This is a genomic window from Pseudomonas sp. URMO17WK12:I12 (genome assembly GCF_000514395.1).
Lineage (GTDB): Bacteria > Pseudomonadota > Gammaproteobacteria > Pseudomonadales > Pseudomonadaceae > Aquipseudomonas > Aquipseudomonas mucoides.
Map to the genome: position 1 here is coordinate 334,354 of NZ_AZVV01000007.1, position 21,931 is coordinate 356,284.

15 protein-coding genes are annotated in these 21,931 nt (G+C 59.0%); 7 read left to right on the forward strand and 8 right to left on the reverse strand.

Translation table 11 applies throughout. The annotated features are described in order from the left end of the window. The first annotated feature begins 152 nt into the window (after window positions 1-152). From D882_RS0110695 to D882_RS0110710, 4 genes are all read left to right on the forward strand, one after another. On the forward strand, window positions 153-1,070 hold the full coding sequence (locus tag D882_RS0110695) for a LysR family transcriptional regulator (protein ID WP_027923226.1): 918 nt from the start codon (window positions 153-155) through the stop codon (window positions 1,068-1,070). A gap of 311 nt (window positions 1,071-1,381) precedes the next feature. Next, complete coding sequence (gene mexE, locus D882_RS0110700) at window positions 1,382-2,635, forward strand: multidrug efflux RND transporter periplasmic adaptor subunit MexE (RefSeq protein WP_027923227.1); 1,254 nt, start codon at window positions 1,382-1,384, stop codon at window positions 2,633-2,635. Between the two features lie 15 nt (window positions 2,636-2,650). Continuing rightward, window positions 2,651-5,845: an efflux RND transporter permease subunit gene (locus D882_RS0110705; protein ID WP_027923228.1), complete on the forward strand. Its 3,195-nt coding sequence runs from the start codon at window positions 2,651-2,653 to the stop codon at window positions 5,843-5,845. Continuing rightward, entirely contained in the window at window positions 5,842-7,263 is a 1,422-nt protein-coding gene (locus D882_RS0110710) for an efflux transporter outer membrane subunit (protein WP_027923229.1), read from the forward strand. Before D882_RS0110705 ends, D882_RS0110710 begins: the two co-directional genes overlap by 4 nt. 116 nt (window positions 7,264-7,379) lie before the next feature. Here D882_RS0110710 and D882_RS0110715 read toward each other — a convergent pair whose 3' ends face one another. From D882_RS0110715 to D882_RS0110725, 3 genes are read right to left on the reverse strand one after another with little or no spacing between them, the layout of a single operon-like run. Next, window positions 7,380-8,345 carry an HlyD family secretion protein gene (locus D882_RS0110715; protein WP_027923230.1) on the reverse strand — a complete coding sequence of 322 codons (966 nt, stop codon included), beginning with the start codon at window positions 8,343-8,345 and terminating at the stop codon, window positions 7,380-7,382. A gap of 4 nt (window positions 8,346-8,349) precedes the next feature. After that, complete coding sequence (locus D882_RS0110720; protein WP_027923231.1) at window positions 8,350-8,550, reverse strand: DUF1656 domain-containing protein; 201 nt, start codon at window positions 8,548-8,550, stop codon at window positions 8,350-8,352. Beyond that, window positions 8,540-10,675 carry an FUSC family protein gene (locus D882_RS0110725; protein WP_027923232.1) on the reverse strand — a complete coding sequence of 712 codons (2,136 nt, stop codon included), beginning with the start codon at window positions 10,673-10,675 and terminating at the stop codon, window positions 8,540-8,542. The genes D882_RS0110720 and D882_RS0110725 overlap by 11 nt, the downstream gene beginning before the upstream one ends. Window positions 10,676-10,859: 184 nt before the next feature. Between D882_RS0110725 and D882_RS0110730 the strand changes: the two genes are divergently transcribed. The 3 genes from D882_RS0110730 to D882_RS0110740 all read left to right on the forward strand — a co-directional run bounded on the left by D882_RS0110730 (window position 10,860) and on the right by D882_RS0110740 (window position 15,314). After that, complete coding sequence (locus tag D882_RS0110730) at window positions 10,860-11,915, forward strand: HEAT repeat domain-containing protein (protein ID WP_027923233.1); 1,056 nt, start codon at window positions 10,860-10,862, stop codon at window positions 11,913-11,915. A 226-nt stretch (window positions 11,916-12,141) separates the two neighbouring features. Next, window positions 12,142-13,644, forward strand: coding sequence for an ATPase domain-containing protein (locus D882_RS0110735; protein WP_027923234.1), 1,503 nt, complete (start codon window positions 12,142-12,144; stop codon window positions 13,642-13,644). 14 nt (window positions 13,645-13,658) lie between these two features. Then, window positions 13,659-15,314: an ATP-binding protein gene (locus D882_RS0110740; protein WP_371258946.1), complete on the forward strand. Its 1,656-nt coding sequence runs from the start codon at window positions 13,659-13,661 to the stop codon at window positions 15,312-15,314. A 28-nt stretch (window positions 15,315-15,342) separates the two neighbouring features. Here D882_RS0110740 and D882_RS0110745 read toward each other — a convergent pair whose 3' ends face one another. The 5 genes from D882_RS0110745 to D882_RS0110765 all read right to left on the reverse strand — a co-directional run bounded on the left by D882_RS0110745 (window position 15,343) and on the right by D882_RS0110765 (window position 21,887). Further along, complete coding sequence (locus tag D882_RS0110745) at window positions 15,343-15,720, reverse strand: response regulator (RefSeq protein ID WP_027923236.1); 378 nt, start codon at window positions 15,718-15,720, stop codon at window positions 15,343-15,345. Window positions 15,721-15,797: 77 nt separating this feature from the next. Then, complete coding sequence (locus D882_RS0110750) at window positions 15,798-16,979, reverse strand: hybrid sensor histidine kinase/response regulator (RefSeq protein WP_027923237.1); 1,182 nt, start codon at window positions 16,977-16,979, stop codon at window positions 15,798-15,800. Beyond that, on the reverse strand, window positions 16,973-17,566 hold the full coding sequence (locus D882_RS0110755; protein ID WP_027923238.1) for a chemotaxis protein CheB: 594 nt from the start codon (window positions 17,564-17,566) through the stop codon (window positions 16,973-16,975). Before D882_RS0110755 ends, D882_RS0110750 begins: the two co-directional genes overlap by 7 nt. After that, window positions 17,563-18,396, reverse strand: coding sequence for a protein-glutamate O-methyltransferase CheR (locus D882_RS0110760; RefSeq protein ID WP_027923239.1), 834 nt, complete (start codon window positions 18,394-18,396; stop codon window positions 17,563-17,565). The genes D882_RS0110755 and D882_RS0110760 overlap by 4 nt, the downstream gene beginning before the upstream one ends. After that, window positions 18,396-21,887, reverse strand: coding sequence for a response regulator (locus tag D882_RS0110765; RefSeq protein WP_027923240.1), 3,492 nt, complete (start codon window positions 21,885-21,887; stop codon window positions 18,396-18,398). The genes D882_RS0110760 and D882_RS0110765 overlap by 1 nt, the downstream gene beginning before the upstream one ends. Window positions 21,888-21,931: the final 44 nt, after the last annotated feature.

Consider the following 21,931-nt stretch of genomic DNA (forward strand, 5'->3'; position numbering starts at 1 on the left):
ACATCATCAAATGTCGTGAAAATCGAAGCGGCCCTTCAGGAAAAACTGAATTACACGGTGCAGAGTAGCAGCCTTTCCCCGTAAGATTCATGCCGGCCATTGTTCTCATATGGCCGCTCTCGTCAAGCTTGATGACTCTGCCAGGACTCCAGATGAATCGTAATGACCTGCGTCGTGTCGACCTGAACCTGTTAATCGTTTTCGAAACACTGATGCACGAACGCAGCGTGACCCGCGCTGCAGAGAAGCTGTTTCTCGGCCAGCCGGCCATCAGTGCGGCGCTTTCACGCCTGCGCGGGCTGTTCGATGATCCGTTGTTCGTGCGCACAGGTCGCAGCATGGAACCGTCCGCCCGGGCGATAGAAATCTTCGCCCTGCTCTCCCCCGCGCTGGACTCGATTTCCACGGCCGTCAGCCGTGCGGCGGAGTTTGATCCGGCCACCAGCACGGCGGTGTTCCGCATTGGGCTGTCGGATGATGTCGAATTCGCTCTGTTGCCGATGCTGCTCAAGCGTTTGCGTGCCGAATCCCCCGGGATCGTGCTAGTGGTGCGCCGGGCCAATTACATCCTGATGCCGAGCCTGCTGGCGTCGGGCGAGATTTCCATCGGCGTCAGCTACACCGCCGACCTGCCGGCCAACGCCAAGCGCAAAGTGCTGCGCCGCAGCATGCCGAAGCTATTGCGCGCCGACACCGTGCCAGGGCCGTTGAGCCTGGATGACTTCTGCGCCAGGCCGCATGCATTGGTGTCGTTCGCCGGTGACCTGAGCGGCTTTATAGATGACGAACTGGAAAAGCTTGGGCGCAAACGGCATGTCGTGCTGGCGGTGCCGCAGTTCAACGGGCTGAGCACGCTCATCAGTGGCACCGACATTGTGGCGACCGTGCCGGATTACACCGCCGAAGCGTTGACAGCGGCTGGCGGTGTCCGGGCTGAAGACCCACCGCTGCGGGTGCGCAGTTTTGAATTGCACATGGCCTGGCGTGGGTCGCAGGATAATGACCCCGGTGAACGTTGGTTACGGTCGCGGATTCAGATGTTTTTTGGGGATCCGGATAGCCTCGCCTGATCTTGAGTTTGGGTTAAGGCTTCCGGCCTCTTCGCGAGCAGGCCCGCTCCCACATTGGAATGCATTGCCCTGTGGGAGCGTGGCTTGCCCGCGATGGCCACGACTCGGTTCCAAGTCTGTCCTTTGCATTCCCCGCAACACTGAATTGTCATCAATTCAATTGATCACGGATTAGCCAAAGGTGCATGCTAGAGAGCTCGCCCGAGCCTCATATCATTCCGAATGATAGTTACCTTCGCTTCATTCGATTCGTGAGATACACCCTCGCCGCTCATCATCCGTCCATTCTCAATACATTGGCGGATGCATCCATGGAACAGTCACTCAAACATTTGCGCTTCCCATTGGCCATGTTGGCCGTACTGGTGATGAGCGCCTGCGGCAAGGCGCCGGAGTCTGCCGCGACCATGCCCGCGGCGAAGGTCAGCGTCGCCAAGGTGCTGGAACAACCGATCAACGAGTGGGACGAATTCACCGGGCGCCTTGAAGCGCCGGAAACCGTAGAAATTCGTCCACGGGTCTCCGGTCAGATTGATGACGTAGCGTTTACGGAAGGCGCTCTGGTCAAGAAAGGCGACTTGCTGTTCCAGATAGACCCGCGTCCATTCCAGGCCGAGGTTCGCCGTCTCGAAGCCCTGGTTGCCCAGTCCCGCGCCAACGCCACCCGCAGTGAAAACGAAGCCCAGCGCGGCGAGCGTCTTCGCACCAGCAACGCGATCTCCGCCGAACTGGCCGATTCGCGTACCAGTGCCGCTCAAGAAGCCCGCGCCGCTGTCGGTGCCCTGCAGGCGCAACTGGACCTGGCCAAACTGAACCTGAGCTTCACCCGCGTCACCGCGCCCATCAGTGGTCGTGTCAGCCGTGCAGAAATCACTGCGGGTAACCTGGTGACTGCGGACACCACGCCGCTGACCAGCGTTGTTTCCACCGATAAGGTCTACGCCTACTTCGACGCTGACGAACGCGTATTCCTCAAGTACACCCAACTCGCTCGCCAGGGTAAACGCGGCGCCACCACCCCGGTTTACATGGGCCTGTCCAACGAAGACGGCAACCCGCACCAGGGCGTGATGAACTTCGTCGACAACCAGGTCAACCCGAAAACCGGCACCATCCGTGGTCGCGCAGTCTTCGACAACGCAGACGGCAGCTATACCCCAGGCCTTTATGCGCGTCTGAAACTGGTCGGCAGCGGCACCTACTCCGCCGTGCTGATCAATGACGAAGCGGTCGGTACCGATCTGGGCAAAAAATTCGTACTGGTGATGGATGCCGACAACAAAACGGCGTACCGCGCCGTCGAACTGGGACCAAAGATCGAAGGTTTGCGCATCGTGCGCACCGGCCTGAACAAGGATGACACCGTCATCGTCAAGGGGCTGCAACGGGTTCGCCCTGGCTCGCCGGTCACCCCTGAAGTGATCCCGATGGCCAGCGAACAAACCCTCGCGGCCTTGGCTCAACAACGACAAGCGCTGGAAGCCAGCAACCTGCCCCAAGTCGCACCTGCCAAGGTCGCGCCGGGTGAGGTTGTGAAACTGGCTGCTGCGACTCCACGCGGTTAAGGGACAACGACTCCGATGAATTTTTCCCAATTCTTCATTTCACGGCCGATCTTCGCAGCGGTGCTCTCGCTGTTGATCCTGATCGCCGGCGCTATCTCGCTGTTCCAGTTGCCAATCAGTGAATACCCGGAGGTGGTGCCGCCGACCGTTGTGGTCCGCGCCAACTTCCCGGGTGCCAACCCTAAAGTCATCGGTGAAACGGTGGCCGCTCCGCTGGAGCAAGCCATCACCGGCGTCGAGAACATGCTGTACATGTCCTCGCAGTCCACCGCTGACGGCAAAATCACCCTGACCATCACCTTCGCGCTGGGCACTGACCTGGACAATGCGCAGGTGCAGGTACAGAACCGGGTCACCCGGACCGAGCCGAAACTTCCAGAAGAAGTGACGCGCATCGGTATCACTGTCGACAAGGCTTCGCCCGACCTGACCATGGTTGTGCACTTGACCTCGCCGGACAAACGCTACGACATGCTTTACCTGTCCAACTATGCCCTGCTCAACATCAAGGATGAGCTGGCGCGTCTGGGCGGGGTCGGTGATGTGCAATTGTTCGGCATGGGCGATTACTCGCTGCGCGTCTGGCTCGATCCGAACAAGACCGCTTCGCGTAACCTGACCGCCACCGATGTGGTGACCGCGATTCGTGAGCAGAACCGTCAAGTGGCCGCCGGTGCACTGGGCGCTCCTCCTGCGCCAAATGCCACGGCTTTCCAGCTGTCGGTCAACACTCAAGGTCGTCTGGTTTCTGAAGAAGAGTTCGAGAACATCATCATTCGCTCCGGCGATAACGGTGAAATCACTCGCCTCAAAGACATTGCCCGCGTTGAACTGGGCTCCAGCCAATACGCCCTGCGCTCGTTGCTGAACAACCAACCGGCGGTGGCGATCCCGATCTTCCAGCGCCCTGGCTCCAATGCGATCGAAATCTCCAACGAAGTGCGCGACAAGATGGCCGAGCTGAAGAAGAACTTCCCGGAAGGCATGGACTTCAGCATCGTCTACGACCCGACGATCTTCGTTCGCGGCTCCATCGAAGCCGTTGTTCACACCCTCTTCGAAGCACTGATTCTCGTTGTGTTGGTGGTGATTCTGTTCCTGCAAACCTGGCGCGCCTCGATCATTCCATTGGTAGCCGTACCGGTGTCGCTGATCGGCACGTTCGCGGTGATGCACTTGTTCGGCTTCTCGTTGAACGCCCTGTCGCTGTTCGGGTTGGTACTGGCGATCGGTATCGTGGTGGACGATGCCATCGTGGTGGTGGAGAACGTGGAGAGGCACATCGAGCTGGGAGAAACGCCCGTAGAAGCCACCAAGAAAGCCATGCGGGAGGTGACCGGGCCGATCATCGCGACGGCGCTGGTGCTGTGTGCGGTATTTATCCCGGCGGCGTTCATTTCCGGACTCACCGGCCAGTTCTACAAACAGTTTGCCCTGACCATTGCCATCTCGACCGTGATCTCGGCGTTCAACTCGCTGACACTGTCCCCTGCCCTGGCCGCCGTGCTGCTCAAGAGCCACAGTGCGCCGAAAGATCGCTTTACCAAAGTGCTTGATAAACTGTTGGGCGGTTGGCTGTTCCGTCCGTTCAACCGGTTCTTCGAACGCGCCAGCCATGGCTATGTCGGCACCGTAGCCCGGGTTATCCGCAGCAGCGGTATTGCCCTGCTGTTGTACGCAGGCCTGATGGTGCTGACCTTCTTCGGTTTCGCCCACACCCCGACCGGCTTCGTACCCGGCCAGGACAAACAATACCTGGTGGCCTTCGCGCAACTGCCGGACGCTTCGAGCCTGGACCGTACCGAAGACGTGATCAAACGCATGTCCGACCTGGCCCTGAAACAGCCTGGCGTGGAAAGCGCAGTGGCCTTCCCCGGCCTGTCGATCAACGGCTTCACCAACAGTCCTAACGCCGGCATCGTGTTCGTGACCTTGAAGCCGTTCGACGAGCGTAAAGACCCGAGCATGTCCGCCGGTGCCATTGCCGGTGCCTTGAACGGCCAGTTCGCCGGGATTCAAGAAGCCTACATGGCGATCTTCCCGCCGCCGCCAGTACAGGGTCTGGGCACCATCGGTGGTTTCCGCCTGCAGATCGAAGACAAGGGCAACCTCGGCTACGACGAGCTGTACAAAGAAACCATGAACATCATCAACAAAAGCCACAACGTGCCGGAACTGGCCGCCCTGTTCACCAGCTACACCGTGAACGTGCCGCAGGTCGATGCCGCCATCGACCGGGAAAAAGCCAAGACTCATGGCGTGGCCGTCAGTGACATCTTCGACACCCTGCAGATCTACCTGGGTTCGCTGTATGCCAACGACTTCAACCGCTTTGGTCGTACCTACCAGGTCAACGTTCAGGCTGAACAACAATTCCGTCTTGAACCGGACCAGATCGGTCAGCTGAAAGTGCGCAACAACAAAGGCGAAATGATCCCGCTGGCGACCTTCATCAAGGTCAGCGACACCTCGGGGCCGGACCGCGTGATGCACTACAACGGCTTCATCACCGCTGAAATCAACGGCGCCGCCGCCCCGGGCTACAGCTCTGGCCAGGCCGAAAAAGCCATCGAGAAACTGCTCAAGGATGAACTGCCGAACGGCATGACCTACGAATGGACCGACCTGACCTACCAGCAGATTCTGTCCGGCAACACCGCCCTGTTCGTCTTCCCGCTCTGCGTTCTGCTGGCGTTCCTGGTACTCGCGGCTCAGTACGAAAGCTGGAGCCTGCCAATGGCAGTGATCCTGATCGTACCGATGACCTTGCTGTCGGCCATCACCGGTGTGATTGCTTCGGGTGGAGACAACAACATCTTCACCCAGATCGGCTTGATCGTACTGGTGGGGCTTGCGTGTAAGAACGCGATCCTGATCGTCGAGTTTGCCAAGGACAAACAGCAGGACGAAGGCCTCAACCCGCTCGCTGCGGTGCTGGAAGCTTGCCGCTTGCGTCTGCGGCCGATCCTGATGACGTCCTTCGCGTTCATCATGGGTGTCGTGCCTCTGGTGTTCTCCAGCGGTGCCGGTGCCGAAATGCGTCACGCCATGGGTGTGGCGGTGTTCTCCGGGATGCTCGGGGTGACCTTCTTCGGTCTGTTGCTGACGCCGGTGTTCTACGTATTGATTCGCAACTTTGTGGAGCGCGGTGAAAAGCGCAAGGCGGCCAAGGCGCTGAATCTTCAAAAGCAACTGGAGTCGCAACAATGAGCTTGAAAGCCTTTCTTCCGAGCCTGCTGGTACTGGCCCTGAGTGCCTGCGCCGTCGGCCCGGACTACAAGACCCCTGCGACTGAACCGGCGCATATCACCACGGCTACCGATGGCGCTGCCGGCCAGAAAAACTTCGACCGCTCGCACTTCGAAGGCATCTGGTGGCAGCAGTTCGAGGACCCGACCCTTAATCAGTTGGTGACTCAATCGCTGCAAGGCAACCGTGATTTGCGCGTGGCCTTCGCCCGCTGGAAAGCGGCCCGGGCGATTCGCGATGACATCAGCAACGACGCCATGCCGACCATCACCAGCCGGGCCAGCAGTGAACTGGGCAAAGGGCAAATCCCTGGCCAGACCACCAAACGGGTCAACAGCGAACGCTACGACCTGGGCCTGGACATGGCGTGGGAGATCGACCTGTTTGGCCGTATCCAGCGCAACCTGGAATCGGCCAACGCCGAACAGCAAGCCATCGAGGCCGATCTCTACCAACTGCAAGTCACCATGATTGCCGAACTGGTGGATTCCTACGGTCAGTTGCGTGGTGCACAACTGCGCGAAAAGATCGCTTTGGCGAACCTGGAGAACCAACAGGAGTCACGCAAGATCACCATCAGCCTGCGTGATGCTGGCGTCGGTGATCAATTGGACGTGGAGCGCGCCGATGCACGTTTGGCGTCCGTCGAAGCCAGCGTGCCGCAATTGCAGGCCGAACAGGTTCGGCAAAAAAACCGTATCGCCACCCTGCTGGGTGAGCGCCCGGACAAGCTGACGGTCGACCTGAGTCCCAAGAGCCTGCCGGCCATCGCCAAAGCGCTGCCGATTGGCGATCCGGGTCAACTGCTGCAACGTCGTCCGGACATCCTTAGCGCCGAGCGCAAACTGGCGTCTGCCACCGCCCGCATCGGCGTGGCCACGGCTGATTTGTTCCCACAGGTCAGCCTCAGCGGCTTCCTTGGTTTTACGGCAGGACGCGGTTCGCAAATTGGGTCCTCGGCAGCCAACGCCTGGGCACTGGGCCCAAGCATCACCTGGGCCGCGTTTGACCTGGGCAGTGTAAAAGCCCGTATTCGCGGTGCGGATGCGGATGCCGAAGGCGCGCTGGCCAGTTATGAGCAGCAAGTGCTGTTGGCACTGGAAGAGTCGGAAAACGCGTTCAGCGATTACGGCAAGCGTCAGCAACGCTTGATCTCTCTGATTCGTCAGAGCGAGTCGAGTCGAGCCGCCGCCGACCTCGCCGAAATTCGCTATCGCGAAGGCACGGCGGACTTCCTCGTCCTGCTGGACGCGCAACGCGAGCGACTGGCGGCGGAAGACACCCAGGCATCGGCCGAAACCGAACTGTATAGCGGCATTGTCGCGATTTACAAAGCCCTTGGCGGTGGCTGGCAACCGGAGACCGTCGCCAGCAAGTAAGTTGTTAAAGCGCTCCTTTGGTTGGCCGCAACCGACCATTTTTTTAGCCCCGCGTCTCATTCGGTCGCGGGGCTTTTTTTTGTCTGCTGATTCTTGAATCCACTCCTACAGGGGGGTTAGCGGTGATCTTGGGGGGTGCGGTTTTCGAGGACGGTTACGGTGGCAGTTGTGCCGGCGCGCAGGAGGTTTTTGCCGGCATAGTCATCATCAATCTTTATCCGAACCGGCACCCGTTGCGCCAGTTTGACCCAGGTGTAGCTGGGGTTGATGTTGGCCAGCAAGCGTCCGCCCGGCAGGTTTTCCCGGTCGGCGATGGCGAAAGCGATGCTTTGCACGGTGCCGCCAAAGGTTTCGCCGCTCATCAATTCGATGTCGACCCGGTCACCCTCTGCGATTCGCGGCAACTTGGTCTCTTCGAAGTAACCGCTGACATAAAACGAATCGCTGTCCACCAGTGCCAATAACGGGCCGCCAGCGGTGGCGTAGTCGCCTTGACGGGTCAGCAGGTTGGTGACAAAACCGGTGACCGGCGATTCAACGCGAGTGCGTTGCAAGTCCAGTTCGGACTGGGTCAATGCTGCGATGGCCAGTTGCACGTTAGCCTGAGCCAACACCAGGATGGCCTGGTTACGCAGCAGATCGGCCTGAGCCACAGCCACTTCCGTGCTGGCTTTTTCCCACTCTTCACCAGAGACGGCCGAGCGTTCCTTCAACGTACGCCGGCGTTGCTCCTCGCTCTGCCGCTGTTTGAGCAGTGCTTCGCTGGCAACGATCGCCGCCTGTGACTGCCCCAGTGAAGCTTTCGCCACTTCCACCGAGCGTTTGGAACGTTCCACGGCCAGGATGTAGCGAGCCGGATCGATTTCCAGCAGCAGCTGGCCTTTTTCAACATGCTGGTTGTCTTGTACACCCAGTTTGACGATGCGCCCCGAGACATCGGCAGACAACGTCACCACGTCAGCGCGAACCCGTGCATCCCGTGTCCAGGGAGCTCGGGTGTAATGCTCCCAGGCAAACCAGCCAAGAATGAAGGCCAACAGCACAACGACCAGTGTGGCGAGTCGGGGAAGAAATTTCTTCAAGGCATCAGGCTCCCATTACCAGAATCAACGTCGCGCACACGCAGGCATACAACGCGCCCTCGAATAAAGCTTCATGCCAGACGAAACGCAGCACACCGAGGCGGCGTAACACCCAGTCCAGCGCCAGAAAAATCGGCAGCGCCAATAACAGCGCTTGGGCGATGGGCGGCAAGTACACGCCACCCAGTTCAAAATCAATGGGCAAGGGCCGGCACTCCTGTTGCAACTACCGGTTGAAAGTATTCGCGATATCGCCGCACGAACGACTCCACGATCAGCAGCGCCACGCGCATTCGGAACACCGACCACAAGTGCTCGTGGACCATCAGGTGCAAATCGTCCAATTCGTCGCCCAGTACGCGCAATTCCCCAAGCAGCCGATCGGGGTCTGTCCCGGACCGCCCGGCCACCCATCTTGCGCAATCGCGGACCGCAGCCGACAACCGCTGCTGTTGCTCCGAACTCAATAAGGTATTGCCCTGCCCCTGTTGCCTGAGCTGGTTCAACGCAACGCCCAGGGCCATGCACCCGAGGCTGACCTGAAATAACTCGTCGGACTGCTTATCGCTGGTCGCCGGCAACAACCCCAGCATCATGGTCAGTCGATCGACCATGCGGCTTTCGAAGGCAAATTGTTGTGCATCGGTGGCCGGCGTCTTCATCAAGGCGTAGACCTGCTCCGCGTTTTCCTTGAACAGCCGGCGAATCCGCAGAACAGGCCTGAACGGGAAGATCAAGGCGAAGACACTCAATGCCAGGACCGTTGCGCTGACATAGGCTCCGGCAAACTCGAACCACTGAATCGCACTGTTCTGGCCGATCCCGACGTTTTGTGGACCTAACAACAGAAAGGTCGACAGACCAAAGCCGATGCCTGTCCCGGTGGTTGCCGGCGTGGAGAGACCCACCGCGACCGCATACAGCAATGGCGCCAACAACAAGGCCATTAGCTCGAAATTACTGATCATGGGCACCAGCATGAATTGATAAAGCGCCGACACAATCAACGCCAGGAATAGCCCCCTTGCATAGCTCTGCGCCGCCAGCAACGGTCTGGGGAAGGTTGCCATCAGCGAACAAAGAATCCCGACCAGCACCATGCCGCCCCGCGCTCCGTCCCAGCCGGTCTCGATCCAGATCAGTCCGGCCACCAGCAATGCAATAAAGGCTCGAATGGCGTTCATCCCCGCCAGGGTGAAATCCAGATGCAGCGGATTCGCCTGTCCCCGGTAGACGCAACTGGCCTGGCGTTCCTCCTGAATGGCGTCACTCAGTTCCAGAATCTGTTCCAGTTGCTGTAACAACCGAGCCTGTTCCCAGCGCAGGGCCCACGCCAGCGATCGCAATGTGGCCGGCATTGTTTCGGTCAGTTGTTCTGCCTTGTACGCCTGATCGTCGAAACGCTGCTGCAATGCCGAAAAATGATGACGCGCATCGGCCGATAGCGAGCGGCCCTTTTGGGCCAGCTCATCGAGAAACGCCAATTCTTCGGCGCGTAAATGCTGTATTTCCAAGGGCAACTCCCCCTCCCAGCGCTCGGTCAGCAGCTCACGCTGGTGGCGCAGCGCCGTCAGCCGGGACGTCAGTAAAACCAATTGGTTTCCCAGCAGTTGCACCAGCTCATCGGCGCTGCGTAATCGTGGGGCATCGTAATAAAGGTGCCGGCGCAATCCTTCCAGAACGCTGATTTCGCCTAACAGCTGCATTTGCCTGCGATGAAAATCGGCTTCGCTTTCTTCGGTTCGAATGACCGCCGCGGCGTGAGTCGCCAACAACTTGATCACCTGATCAATCTTGGCGAAGTAGCTCCGGGCCACGGTCTCGGGTCGTGCGGTCAGGAGGCTGACGACGCAGACACACGCCACCGCCAGCAGCGTCTCGGTCAAGCGCGTCACCGCCAAAAGGAAGGTGCCGTCCTGATCAGGCACGGCCAACAGCGCCACCACCACCGCCGTGTAACCACTGAGCACAAAGGCTTGGGAACTGGTGTAGCGCAATAAGGTGCCACCAGCGGTGCACAGTGCCAGCCACAGTGCCAGGGTAATGATGAAAGGCAACGGCGCCTGGGGGAAGATCGCCATGATCACGACTGCCGCGACAGCGCCCAAGGTGGTGCCGATGACCTGCCCGAGACTGCGGGCCAGCGCCATGCCGCCCAATGGCTGGCTGACGATGACCACCGCCATGATCGACCATTTGGGCTGATCGAGGTCGAACAGGAACGCTAGGTACAGGGTTAGTAGCCCGGCGGCGATGGTTCTCAAGGCAAAAAGCAGCACACCGGGCCCGGGGTTGAGGATTGCCTTGAAGTATTGAAGCAGCGGTTGCATGGGAGCTCCCTTCGATTCACCTTCAGCAAGCGTAGTCACTGCTTCAAGGCCTCGACAGGTTTCGATGTCGACGCAAGCTGTAGGCAAAATCCTCGACATTGAGCCCCCTCAGGGTTTGACTCACAGCCCCAGCTGACCGAAGCTGACGGCCTTTGCACAAGCTTGCCAGCTCCCGGATTCCTGCATGCCCCAGTCCCGCCGCTACTTGCTCATCAGTCTCTGTGTGCTGTTTGCCATTGTTATGGCCTGGTTGTTCCTGCGCAGCACAACGCCTGAGGTGCCCGAAGCGATCAAGCGCGGTTACAGCGAAGCGTTGACCCAGGCCCGTTCCGGTCAGCCGGGTGCCGCACGGGTGTTATATCAGCAACTGGGGCGACCTGATCTGTCGCCCAAGCGGCGTATCTGGTTGCTCGCCGAACTCCCCAACTACCCAAGCCCGCAGGCCTTGAAACTGGCGGATGCGGACCTGCAGCATCCGGATGAAAACGTACGGATCGCCGCCATAAAGAGCATCAGCGGCCTGGTGTCTGCCGGCCAACGCAGCTTGTTGATCGGCCCATTGCTCGATGACAGCGTAGAAAGCGTGCGATTTGCCGCCGTCAATGCACTGTTGGGACTGTCACCGGATGACCTGGGGTTATATTTCGCGCCACTGGAGCAAGCCATCGATGCCTGGGAACTGGCCCTTAACAGTCAGCCACCCAGCGCGCAAAACCAATATCAATTGGCGCGCCTGCACCTGCACAACGCCGAATTGAAAGAGGCACAAGAAGCGCTGGATCGCACATTACAGCTGGACCCCGGCAATCTGCCGGCGCTGGTGATGCAGATCGATGTGCTCGACCGCCAGGGCCAAAGCGATGCCGCACGCCAATTGCTGGCGAAACAGCTCAAAACGCAGCCCGACTCGGCCTACCTGCAACATGCCCTGGGGCTCTGGCTGCTGAATCACGGGCAAAGTGAGTTTGCCGTGCTCGGCCTTTCCAAAGCTGTGGAGCTGGAGCCCGACAACAAGGATTATCGCTATGACCTGGCGACCACCTTGCACCTTGAGCAGGAGCTGGAAGCCGCGCAGAAGCAGTTGCAAGAGATCGTCCAGCGCCACCCGGCCGACCGTAAGGCGCGTGTGCTGCTGATCAATTACTGGAAAGAAAGCGGACAGTTGCAGAACGTGCAGATCCTGTTGGCTCAGCTGGAGCAGCTCAACCCGGATGACCCCGCGTTGCAGCAAGGCTTGTAACAGCCCCCTCTGTAGCAGCTGCCGAAGGCTGCGTCCGGGTGCGTAGCGCCCGCCCGGCATCCGATAACGAGTGCTACGCACTCGAACGCAGCCTTCGGCAGCTGCCACAGGTCAGTTCTGCAAAAAGGTTGAACCGTCGTCACGGCCAAAGGTCAAGAGAAAAGGCAGTCCAAACAGGCACCTCAAGCCTGCTGCCTCGCTTCCCCTGGTCATGAGAGGGTTTTTCTTGTCTACATCAACCGAGCTGTTCAGTGCAAAAGCCGCCACCGGCATCGAAGGTCTGGATGACATCCTGGCCGGAGGCTTGTCTCGTGGACATGTATTTTTGCTGGAGGGCGAACCCGGTACCGGCAAAACCACCGTTGCTTTGCATTTCCTGTTGGCCGGCGCCCGAGCCGGCGAACGCTCGTTGTACATCACCTTGTCAGAAACCGAGCGTGAGCTGCGTCAAGGCGCCCTGTCCCATGGCTGGGAGCTGGATGAGAACATCCACATCTTCGAACTGACCCCGCCGGAAAGCCTGCTCAACGCCGAGCACCAGCAGAGTCTGCTGTACTCCTCGGACCTTGAACTGGGTGAAGCCACCAAGCAGATTTTCGAAGTGGTCGAGCGGGTCAAACCGACGCGCGTGGTGCTCGACAGCCTGTCCGAAATCCGCCTGTTGGCCCAGAGTTCACTGCGTTATCGGCGGCAGATTCTGGCGATCAAACACTACTTTGTGCGTTACGACGCTACCGTGTTGTTGCTGGATGACCTGACCACCGAATCCCTCGATAAAACCGTACACAGCGTCGCGCATGGCGTGATTCGTCTCGAAGAACTCACACCCAACTATGGCGCCGAACGCCGCCGCATCCGCGTGGTGAAGTACCGCGGCCAGAAGTATCGCGGCGGCTATCACGACTTCACCATCATGGGCGACGGTGTGCACGTATTCCCGCGCCTGGTCGCGGCCGAACACCGAGGTGGCTACATCCGCCAACAGTTGACCAGCGGCATCAAAGAAATGGACGCCCTGCTCGGCGGCGGTATCGAGACCGGTTCCAGCACGCTGATTCTGGGGCCGGCCGGTACCGGCAAATCGCTGATCTCGATGATCTTCGCCGCTGCTGCCGTGGCGCGTGGCGAAAAAGCCGCGCTGTTCATTTTCGATGAAGAGCTGGGGTTACTGTTCGAGCGCATGAAAAACATGGGCATCGACCTGCAGGCCCTGCAAGACACCGGCAACCTGCTGATCGAGCAAGTCGACGCCGCCGAACTGTCCCCCGGCGAGTTCTCCCACCGGGTGCGCCGCTGTGTCGATGAACGTCAAATCAAAACCGTGGTGATCGACAGCATCAATGGCTATCAGGCCGCGATGCCTGAGGAAAATGCGCTGGTACTGCACATGCACGAGTTGCTGCTGTACCTCAATCGCCGAGGCGCTGCGACGTTCATGACCGTCGCCCAACATGGGCTGGTCGGTGACATGCAAGCGCCGGTCGACATCACGTACCTGGCTGACACGGTAATCCTGTTGCGCTACTTCGAAGCCCTGGGCAAGGTTCGCCGGGCGATCTCGATCATCAAGAAACGCACCGGCAGCCACGAATCGACCATTCGCGAATACCGCATCGGCAGCCGGGGCATGACCATCGGTGAACCTTTGGATGCGTTCCAGGGCGTATTGCGCGGCGTACCGACCTATCTGGGCGCCAGCCAACCGCTGCTCCAGGACGATGTCCGGTGAGTATTGTCGAGGCGATGTCCGAGCGCGCAATCATTCTCGCGCCACTGGGACGTGACAGCCAGATTGCGCTGATGATGCTCAACGAGGCGGGATTCGAAGGCATTGTGACCCGGGATCTGGTGGCGCTGTGCGGGGAGTTGGTCAAAGGTGCCGGCCTGCTGCTGATTTCTTCGGAAGCCCTGATAGGGTGTGATCTTGACCCTCTGCGGTTGCTGATCGATCAGCAACCGGCCTGGTCCGATCTGCCGATTGTATTACTGACGCACCACGGTGGCCCGGAGCAGAACCCTGCGTCACGACTCGGCCCGCAATTAGGCAACGTCACCTTTCTTGAGCGCCCTTTTCATCCGGTGACCTTGATCAGCCTCGTCACCACCGCGTTGCGCGGTCGTCGACGACAGTATGAAGCCAGGGACCGGTTGATCGATCTGAGCCAAAGTGAACTGCGCCTGCAAAACACCCTCGAAACCCTCGAACAACAAGTCGAGGAACGCACTGCACAGTTGCGCCACAACGAAGAAGCCCTCAGACAATCCCAGAAGATGGAAGCGGTCGGCCAGCTTACCGGCGGCATTGCCCATGACTTCAATAATATGCTGACCGGCATCATCGGCAGCCTTGAGTTGTTGCGTCGGCGCCTCGCCAGAGGACGCACCGAGGACCTCGACGGGTTGATCGACCTGGGCGTGACCTCTGCCAACCGCGCCGCAGGCCTGACTCATCGGCTGCTGGCATTCTCGCGCCGTCAATCACTGGACTCCAAACCCGTGGAAATGAACACCCTCGTGGTGTCCATGGGCGAACTGCTGCAACGCAGCATCAATGAAAGTATTCATCTGGACATGCAGTTGAGCGATGACTTATGGGTGGCCGAGGCCGATCCCAATCAACTCGAGAGCGCCCTGCTCAACCTCGTGCTCAACGCCCGCGATGCCATGCCCGAAGGCGGCACGCTGGTGGTCAATACGTCCAATCAAAAGCTCGATTCGGGATTCGTTGCGGCCCACGGTAATCTGTTGCCCGGTGATTACGTGGTGCTGCGCGTGACCGACACGGGCTGTGGCATGCCCGAAAGCACGATCAGTCGTGCCTTTGACCCGTTCTTCACGACCAAGCCAATTGGTCAGGGCACCGGGTTGGGGTTGTCGATGATTTACGGGTTCAGCAAGCAGTCGAACGGTCACGTCACCATCCACAGCGAAGTGGGTCACGGCACATCAGTGAGTGTGTTTTTGCCGCGTTACAGCGGCGGGGACCAGGCCGAGGAAAACCTGATGGACATCCAGCAGGCGCCTTATGCTCAGGACGGTGAAACCGTGTTGATTGTCGAAGACGACCCGGCGGTTCGCGTGCTGGTCAGTGCCGTGTTGAGTGAGTTGGGTTATGCCTTCGTGGAGGCCGGTGATGCCGACAGTGCGGTGCCGATTCTTGATTCAGCGCAACGGATTGATCTGTTGATCAGCGATGTCGGGCTGCCGGGCATGAACGGCCGGCAACTGGCGGAAATTGGTCGGCAGTATCGGCCTGACCTGAAAGTGCTGTTCATCACCGGTTATGCCGAACACGCGGCCGTGCGGGGTGGGTTTCTGGACCCCGGCATGCAGATGATCACCAAACCCTTCACCTTTGACCTGCTGACGGCCAAGGTGCGGGAGATGATCAGTATCTGATGCGCCCCGAGGGCCTATGGCAAAGAGCTCAGGACAGCATTCGCTGCATGAGCTCTTGCAGTTCATTCAGGTCGAATGGCTTGGCCAGGATCGGCGCGGTCTTGGTGATCGGGCTGTCTGTCTCGCGGATTTCCTGCGGATAACCGCTGATAAAAATCACTTTGAGTTCCGGTCGCAGTTTCACTGCCGGCTCGGCGATCTGCACGCCGGAAATCCCGCCGGGCAGACGAAAGTCGGTGATCATCATGTCCAGGTGTGGCTTGCTCGCCAGAATTTCAAAGGCCTGCTCGCCATTTTCGGCTTGCAGCACCCGGTAACCTTCACCCGACAAGTACGCGGACAGTACCATCAGAATCGAGGGGTCATCCTCGACGACAAGTACTACATCTTGTGCATCTTCACTCATGGGAAGCCTTTGTTCGGTCAATAGCTGCTGATACGACCGTGGGGTCGCTCAGAGGTTGCGTTTATCTGGCTCATTTCCTAAAGCGGCAGACAAACGCGAAATAGAGCGCCTTCGTTGATTTTGCTCTCGACGGCGATGGAACCGCCATGGGCGGCGATAATCTGCTCGGAAATAAACAGTCCAAGACCCAGCCCCGCGACCACGGTCTTGGCGGAAACACGCTCGAACTGTTGAAAAATACGCTTCTGGTTTTCTTCACTGATGCCGATCCCTTGATCCTGCACCTCGACCCGCGCCTGACCGTCCTGTACGTACACCCGCACATCAATCTGGCTTTTGCCACCATAACGCAAGGCGTTGGTGAGCAGATTTGAAATCACTTGCTCGATGCGAAATTCATCCCAGTGGCCGACCACTGGCCGCTCGGCAGTAAAGCGCGTGGAACACTCGGCGGCCTCGACTTGCGGCTTGAAGTTATCCAACAGATTGCCGACCAATTGCACCAGGTCGAACTTTGTGGGACGGATCGACAGCTTGCCGGTGCGAATGCGCGACACATCCAGCATATCTTCGATCAGGCGGATCAGGCTTTTGATCTGCCGCTCGTCACGGTCGACCATGGCGTGCATCTTGTCCAGGGTGAACGCCGAGGCGTTATCCCGGGCCAGGTGCATCTTGCGCAACTGGGTTTCAAGAATAAGGCCGTTGAGTGGCGTGCGCACTTCGTGAGCGACAATCGACATGAAGTCATCGCGCATGCGCACTGCTTGCTCCAGCTCCAGTTGAGTGCTCTGCAATTGTTTGAGCAACGCCTCCTGCTCGCGACGGCTCTGCTCCAGCGCTTCAACCTGCTGTTTCATCGCTTTGCTTTGGCGGTACAGGTCGACGAACACATTGACCTTGCTCTTGACCGCGTGAATGTCCAATGGCTTGTGCAGGAAATCCACTGCACCGCTTTCGTAGCCTTTGAACGCGTAGTTCAACTCCCGGCCGGCAGCGCTGACGAACACAATCGGGATGTTTTTGGTTTTTTCCGTGCCCCGCATCAATTCAGCCAGCTCGAAGCCGTTCATGCCGGGCATCTGTACATCGAGAATCGCCATGGCGAATTCGTGCTGCAACAGCAGCGACAAGGCTTCGTCGGCGGACAAGGCCTTGTAGACCATGCGGTCTTCGCGCTTGATCAGCGCTTCGAGCGCCAGCAGGTTCTCCGGCAGATCGTCGACGATCAGCAGTTTGGCTTGGATGTTACTTAGCATGCTATTCGTTCCAGCTCGACAAGCAGACGGCCGATGCCGCCGATAGGGAGAATATGGTCCGGCTCATGAATATCCAGCGCCGCCTGGGGCATGGTTGCGACCTGGGCTTCATTCGGGTCTTGCACGATGGTCATTCCACCGCGACTTTTGACGTGGGACAAACCACGAGCACCGTCACGGTTGGCCCCGGTCAACAACACCGCGGCCAGTGCTGAACCGTAGGTGTCGCCAGCGGACTCGAACAGGTAATCGATGGCGGGTCGCGAATGGTGGACGCGCTCTTCCAGGCTCAACGAGAAACTGCGGTCATGTTCCACCGACAGGTGATAACCGGGCGTGGCGAAATACAACGTCCCGGCTTCAATCCGGGTTTTATCGCTCGCTTCCCGAACAGGCATCGAAACCCGGCGCGCAAATACTTCGGCCAACAGGCTGCTACGCTCGTCGGGCAGGTGCAACACGACGATGATCGGCAGCGCGAAGCCTTCGCGCAACGGGCTGAGAATAGTCAGCAACGCCGCTACGCCGCCGGCCGAAGCGCCGATCACGATGGCTTCAATAGAAGGAACAGCTGCAGCGTTGTTCATGATTTGCGGTAGATCCGTTCTTGTTTGACCAGCGGCTCGAACTGGTTGCCGAAGGCCGAAAAATCCGGGGTTTCCTTACTGCCCAACACCAGGAACCCGCGATGACACAGCGACTCATGAAACAATCCGAACGCACGATCCTGAAGTTTTTTATTAAAATAAATCAATACGTTACGACACGAAATTAATTGAGTCTCGGAAAAGACACTGTCCGTCGCCAGACTGTGGTCGGCGAAGGTCACGTTCTCGCACAGGCTCTTGTCGAAAATGGCGTAGCCATAGGCCGCCGTGTAGTAATCGGCGAACGAGCACTGGCCACCGGCCTGCTGGTAATTAGCAGTGTAGGCCCGGACATTCTCCATGGAGAAAATCCCTTGCCGGGCCTTGTCCAGCGAGTGTGGGTTGATGTCGGTGGCATAAATGATGGCGCGTTCCAGCAAGCCTTCTTCACGCAGCAGAATCGCCATCGAATAGACTTCTTCACCGGTACTGCACCCGGCAATCCAGATTTTGATCGAAGGATAGGTCTTGAGCAGCGGCACCACTTCCTTGCGGATCGCGAGGAAGTGCGAAGGGTCGCGGAACATCTCGCTGACCGGGATCGTCAGCAGTTGCAGCAACTGCATGAACGCCGTCGGGTCGTGCAGGACCTTTTCCTGCAAGGCCGAGATGGTGTTGCACTCGAACTGAACCAGCGCATGATTCACCCGACGCTTGATCGAAGCGCCGGAGTAGTCGCGAAAGTCGTAGCTGTACTTGAGGTAAATCGCCTCGATCAACAAGCGCAATTCGATGTCGCTGTTTCGCTCCACTGAATAAATGCCTTCCACTAAATGCGTTCCATCTTCGGTAACCACACGCGAATCAGCGAGAACAGACGATCCAGGTCGATAGGCTTGGCCAGGTAATCATTGGAGCCGGCCTGCAGGCAGCGCTCCTGATCGTCTTTCATGGCCTTGGCCGTCACCGCAATGATCGGCAGCTTGCGCCAGCGCGGGTCCTTGCGGATCTCGATAGTGGCTTCGAAGCCATCCATCTCCGGCATCATCACGTCCATCAACACCAGATCGATGTCCTCGACTTCATTCAACCTTTCAATCGCTTCACGACCGTTTCGGCCAATGACCACGACTGCGCCCTTTTGCTCCAGTGCACTGGTGAGGGCGAAGATGTTGCGTACATCGTCGTCCACCAGCAGCACCTTGCGACCCTCGAAGACCTTGTCGCGGCTGCGCGCGGTCTTGAGCATCCTCTGCCGTTCATGGGACAACTTCGATTCGACTTTGTGCAGAAAGAGTGTGACCTCGTCCAGCAAACGCTCAGGCGAGCGCGCGCCTTTGATGATGATCGAGCGCGAATACTTGCGCAGTTCGGTCTCTTCATCGCGGGTCAGGTTGCGCCCGGTGTAGACAATCACCGGCGGGAACGAGCAGATGTCTTCCGTGGACATGCGCTTGAGCAAGTCGTTACCGAGCATGTCCGGCAATTTCAAGTCGATGATCATGCAATCGAAAATCGTCGTGCGCAGCAGGTCCAGCGCGTCCTGAGCCAGGCCTACCGCCGTGATTTCGATGTCCTCGTCACCGATCAGCCGGGCAATGCTGTCGCGCTGCAGATCATCGTCTTCCACCAGCAACACGCGCTTGACCTTCTGGGTCAGCTTGGCTTCGAGGCGGGCGAACACATCCTTGAGTTCTTCGCGAGTCGTCGGCTTGACCGCGTAACCGATGGCGCCCATGTGCATGGCGGCCTCGACCCGGTCTTCAACGGAAATCACGTGAACCGGAATGTGCCGGGTTTCGGCGTGCTCTTTCAGGCGCTGCAACACGGTCAGCCCGGAATGATCGGGCAGGCGCATGTCCAGCAGAATGGCGTCGGGAATGAACTCCTTGGCCAGGTCATACCCTTCGTCGGCCCCGTGAGCAACCAGGCACTGATAGCCCAGTTCGTGCGCGAGGTCGAAAAGAATGTTCGCAAAGTTCGGCTCATCCTCCACGATCAGAATGCACCGTGTCTTGAACGGCGCCTGGCCGCGGTCGTCGTTGAAACGAGGAATATCAACCGGGGCAACCAGTGGAGCCAACTCCGCCGGTGCCGCGCGGGGGGTGATTGCGACGGGTGAAGCCTGCATCGGCTCGACAGGCTCGTCGCCCGGCTCGACGTATTGCTGAGGCAACACCAGCGTGAACACACTGCCCTGCCCCGGCTCACTGCTGACGCTGATCGAACCACCAAGCAACGCCGCCAGGTCCCGGGAAATCGACAAGCCCAGGCCGGTGCCGCCATAGCGGCGATTAGTGGTGCCATCCGCCTGACGGAACGCTTCGAAAATGCTGTCCTGCTGGTCTTCGGCGATACCGATGCCCGAGTCGCGGATGATGAAGGCCACGCCCTCATTCGGTTGCGAGGCCACGGTAACGCTGACCGAGCCCTTCTCGGTGAATTTCACCGCGTTCGACAGCAGGTTTTTGATCACCTGTTCCAGACGCTGGCGGTCGGTGAAAAGCATCTTCGGCGCACCGGGTTGCAGTTCAACGTGAAACGCGAGGTGCTTGTCAGCCGCCATCGGCTCGAACATCCCGCGCAAGCCGTCAACCAGACGCTCGACGCTGACGTTTTCCGGACGCATCTCCAGCTTGCCGGCCTCGACTTTGGAAATATCGAGAATGTCGTTGATCAGGTTGAGCAAGTCATTACCGGCGGAATAAATCGACTCGGCGAATTTCACCTGTTCAGCGCTGAGGTTTTCCTGAGGGTTTTCGGCGAGCAATTTGGCCAGGATCAACGAACTGTTCAGCGGCGTGCGCAGTTCGTGGGACATGTTGGCGAGGAACTCGGACTTGTACTTGCTGGAGCGCTGCAGCTCCAGGGCGCGGTCCTCAAGCTGCACCTGGGCCAGGTTGAGCTCGGTGTTCTTCTGATCCATGGCATCGCGCTGGTCTGCGAGGATCTGCGCCTGCTCGGCGAGCTGCTCGTTGGTCTGCTCGAGTTCCACCTGCTGGGTTTCCAGGTGCGCCTGGGACTCCTTGAGAATCCGCGACTGTTCTTCGAGTTCTTCGTTGGCGGTCTTGAGCTCTTCTTGCTGCACTTGCAGCGCTTCGTTGAGCTGCTGGGTTTCGGCCAACACCTCCTGCAAGCGCTGGCGATAGCGTGCAGCTTCGATGGAGGTGCCGATGTTGCCGGCAATCAACTCCAGCAACTCGATGTCACGATCAGACAACGGACGCAAGAAGCCCAGCTCGATCACACCGTTGACCCGGTCATCGTCACTGGTCGGCACTACGAGCACGCTGTGCGGCAGGCCTTCGCCCAGGCCGGAACTGACCTTGAAGTAATTGCTCGGCACATCATCCAGACGAATCAGGCGGGCCTGGTTCGCGACTTGGCCGACGATGCCTTCATCGCTGTAGATCTGCTGATTTCGCTCTTCCTGCTCGCGAGAGAAACCGTAGGAAGCAATACGCTTAAGGCCACCGTGGTCTTCGCGAACATAAATGGCGGCGACGGCGGTGCCCAGGTACTGCGCGCAAAACTGCAGAATGTTGCGACCCAACAGATTGAGGCTCAGTTGCCCCAATACTTGTTCGGCCAGCTCGGTCTGGCCGTTACGCAGCCAGGCTTGTTGCTCCAGGCGCAAGGCGCTGGATTGCTGCGCCGCGAGGTTGGCACTGTAGATTTGCGAGAGATTGAGCAGGTCGCGTCGACCAATGAAGGCGAGCATGGCGCTGACACCGGCGACGAACAGCAGGTACAGGCCGATGCTCCAGAGCGTGGTACGGCGCACTTCGTCGCTGCGCGTGGCGCGCAGCTGCTGCTCCATGTCGACCACGTCTTCGAACTGCTTGCGGATTTCATCGGTCAGGCGCTTACCGCGCCCGGCCTTGACCGCACCGCGATAATCGCCGCTGTTACGCTGCAAATCGATCATCGATTGCGCGTAGCTCGCCCACTCGGTCTGCAACGCTTGCAGACGACGCAAGCGATCGGTTTGCGCCGGGTTGTCGGCGGTCAGTTCAAGCAAGGTATCAAGGGCCACCGCTATTCTCGGCTTGGCCGTTTCGTAGGGGTCAAGAAAGTGCTCGTCACCGGTCAGCAGGTAACCGCGCATGCCGGTTTCCAGGTCGATGGTCAACTTGGCCGCTTCATTGGCGTTATTGATCACCCGGTCGGTGTGCTCGACCCATTGGATTACCGACAACAGATAAGTGATCAGCGAAACAAAAAATACCGCGCTGATGACACCGACGCCCAATGGCAGGCTGACGTTGCGGCTCAGGAGTTTGCGGAATCGTTGCTCATCAACCGAAGACGCAGTGGTCATGGGGAGGCCTTGTCGAACTGTTCAAAAGCACGGAGTTTGCCCCA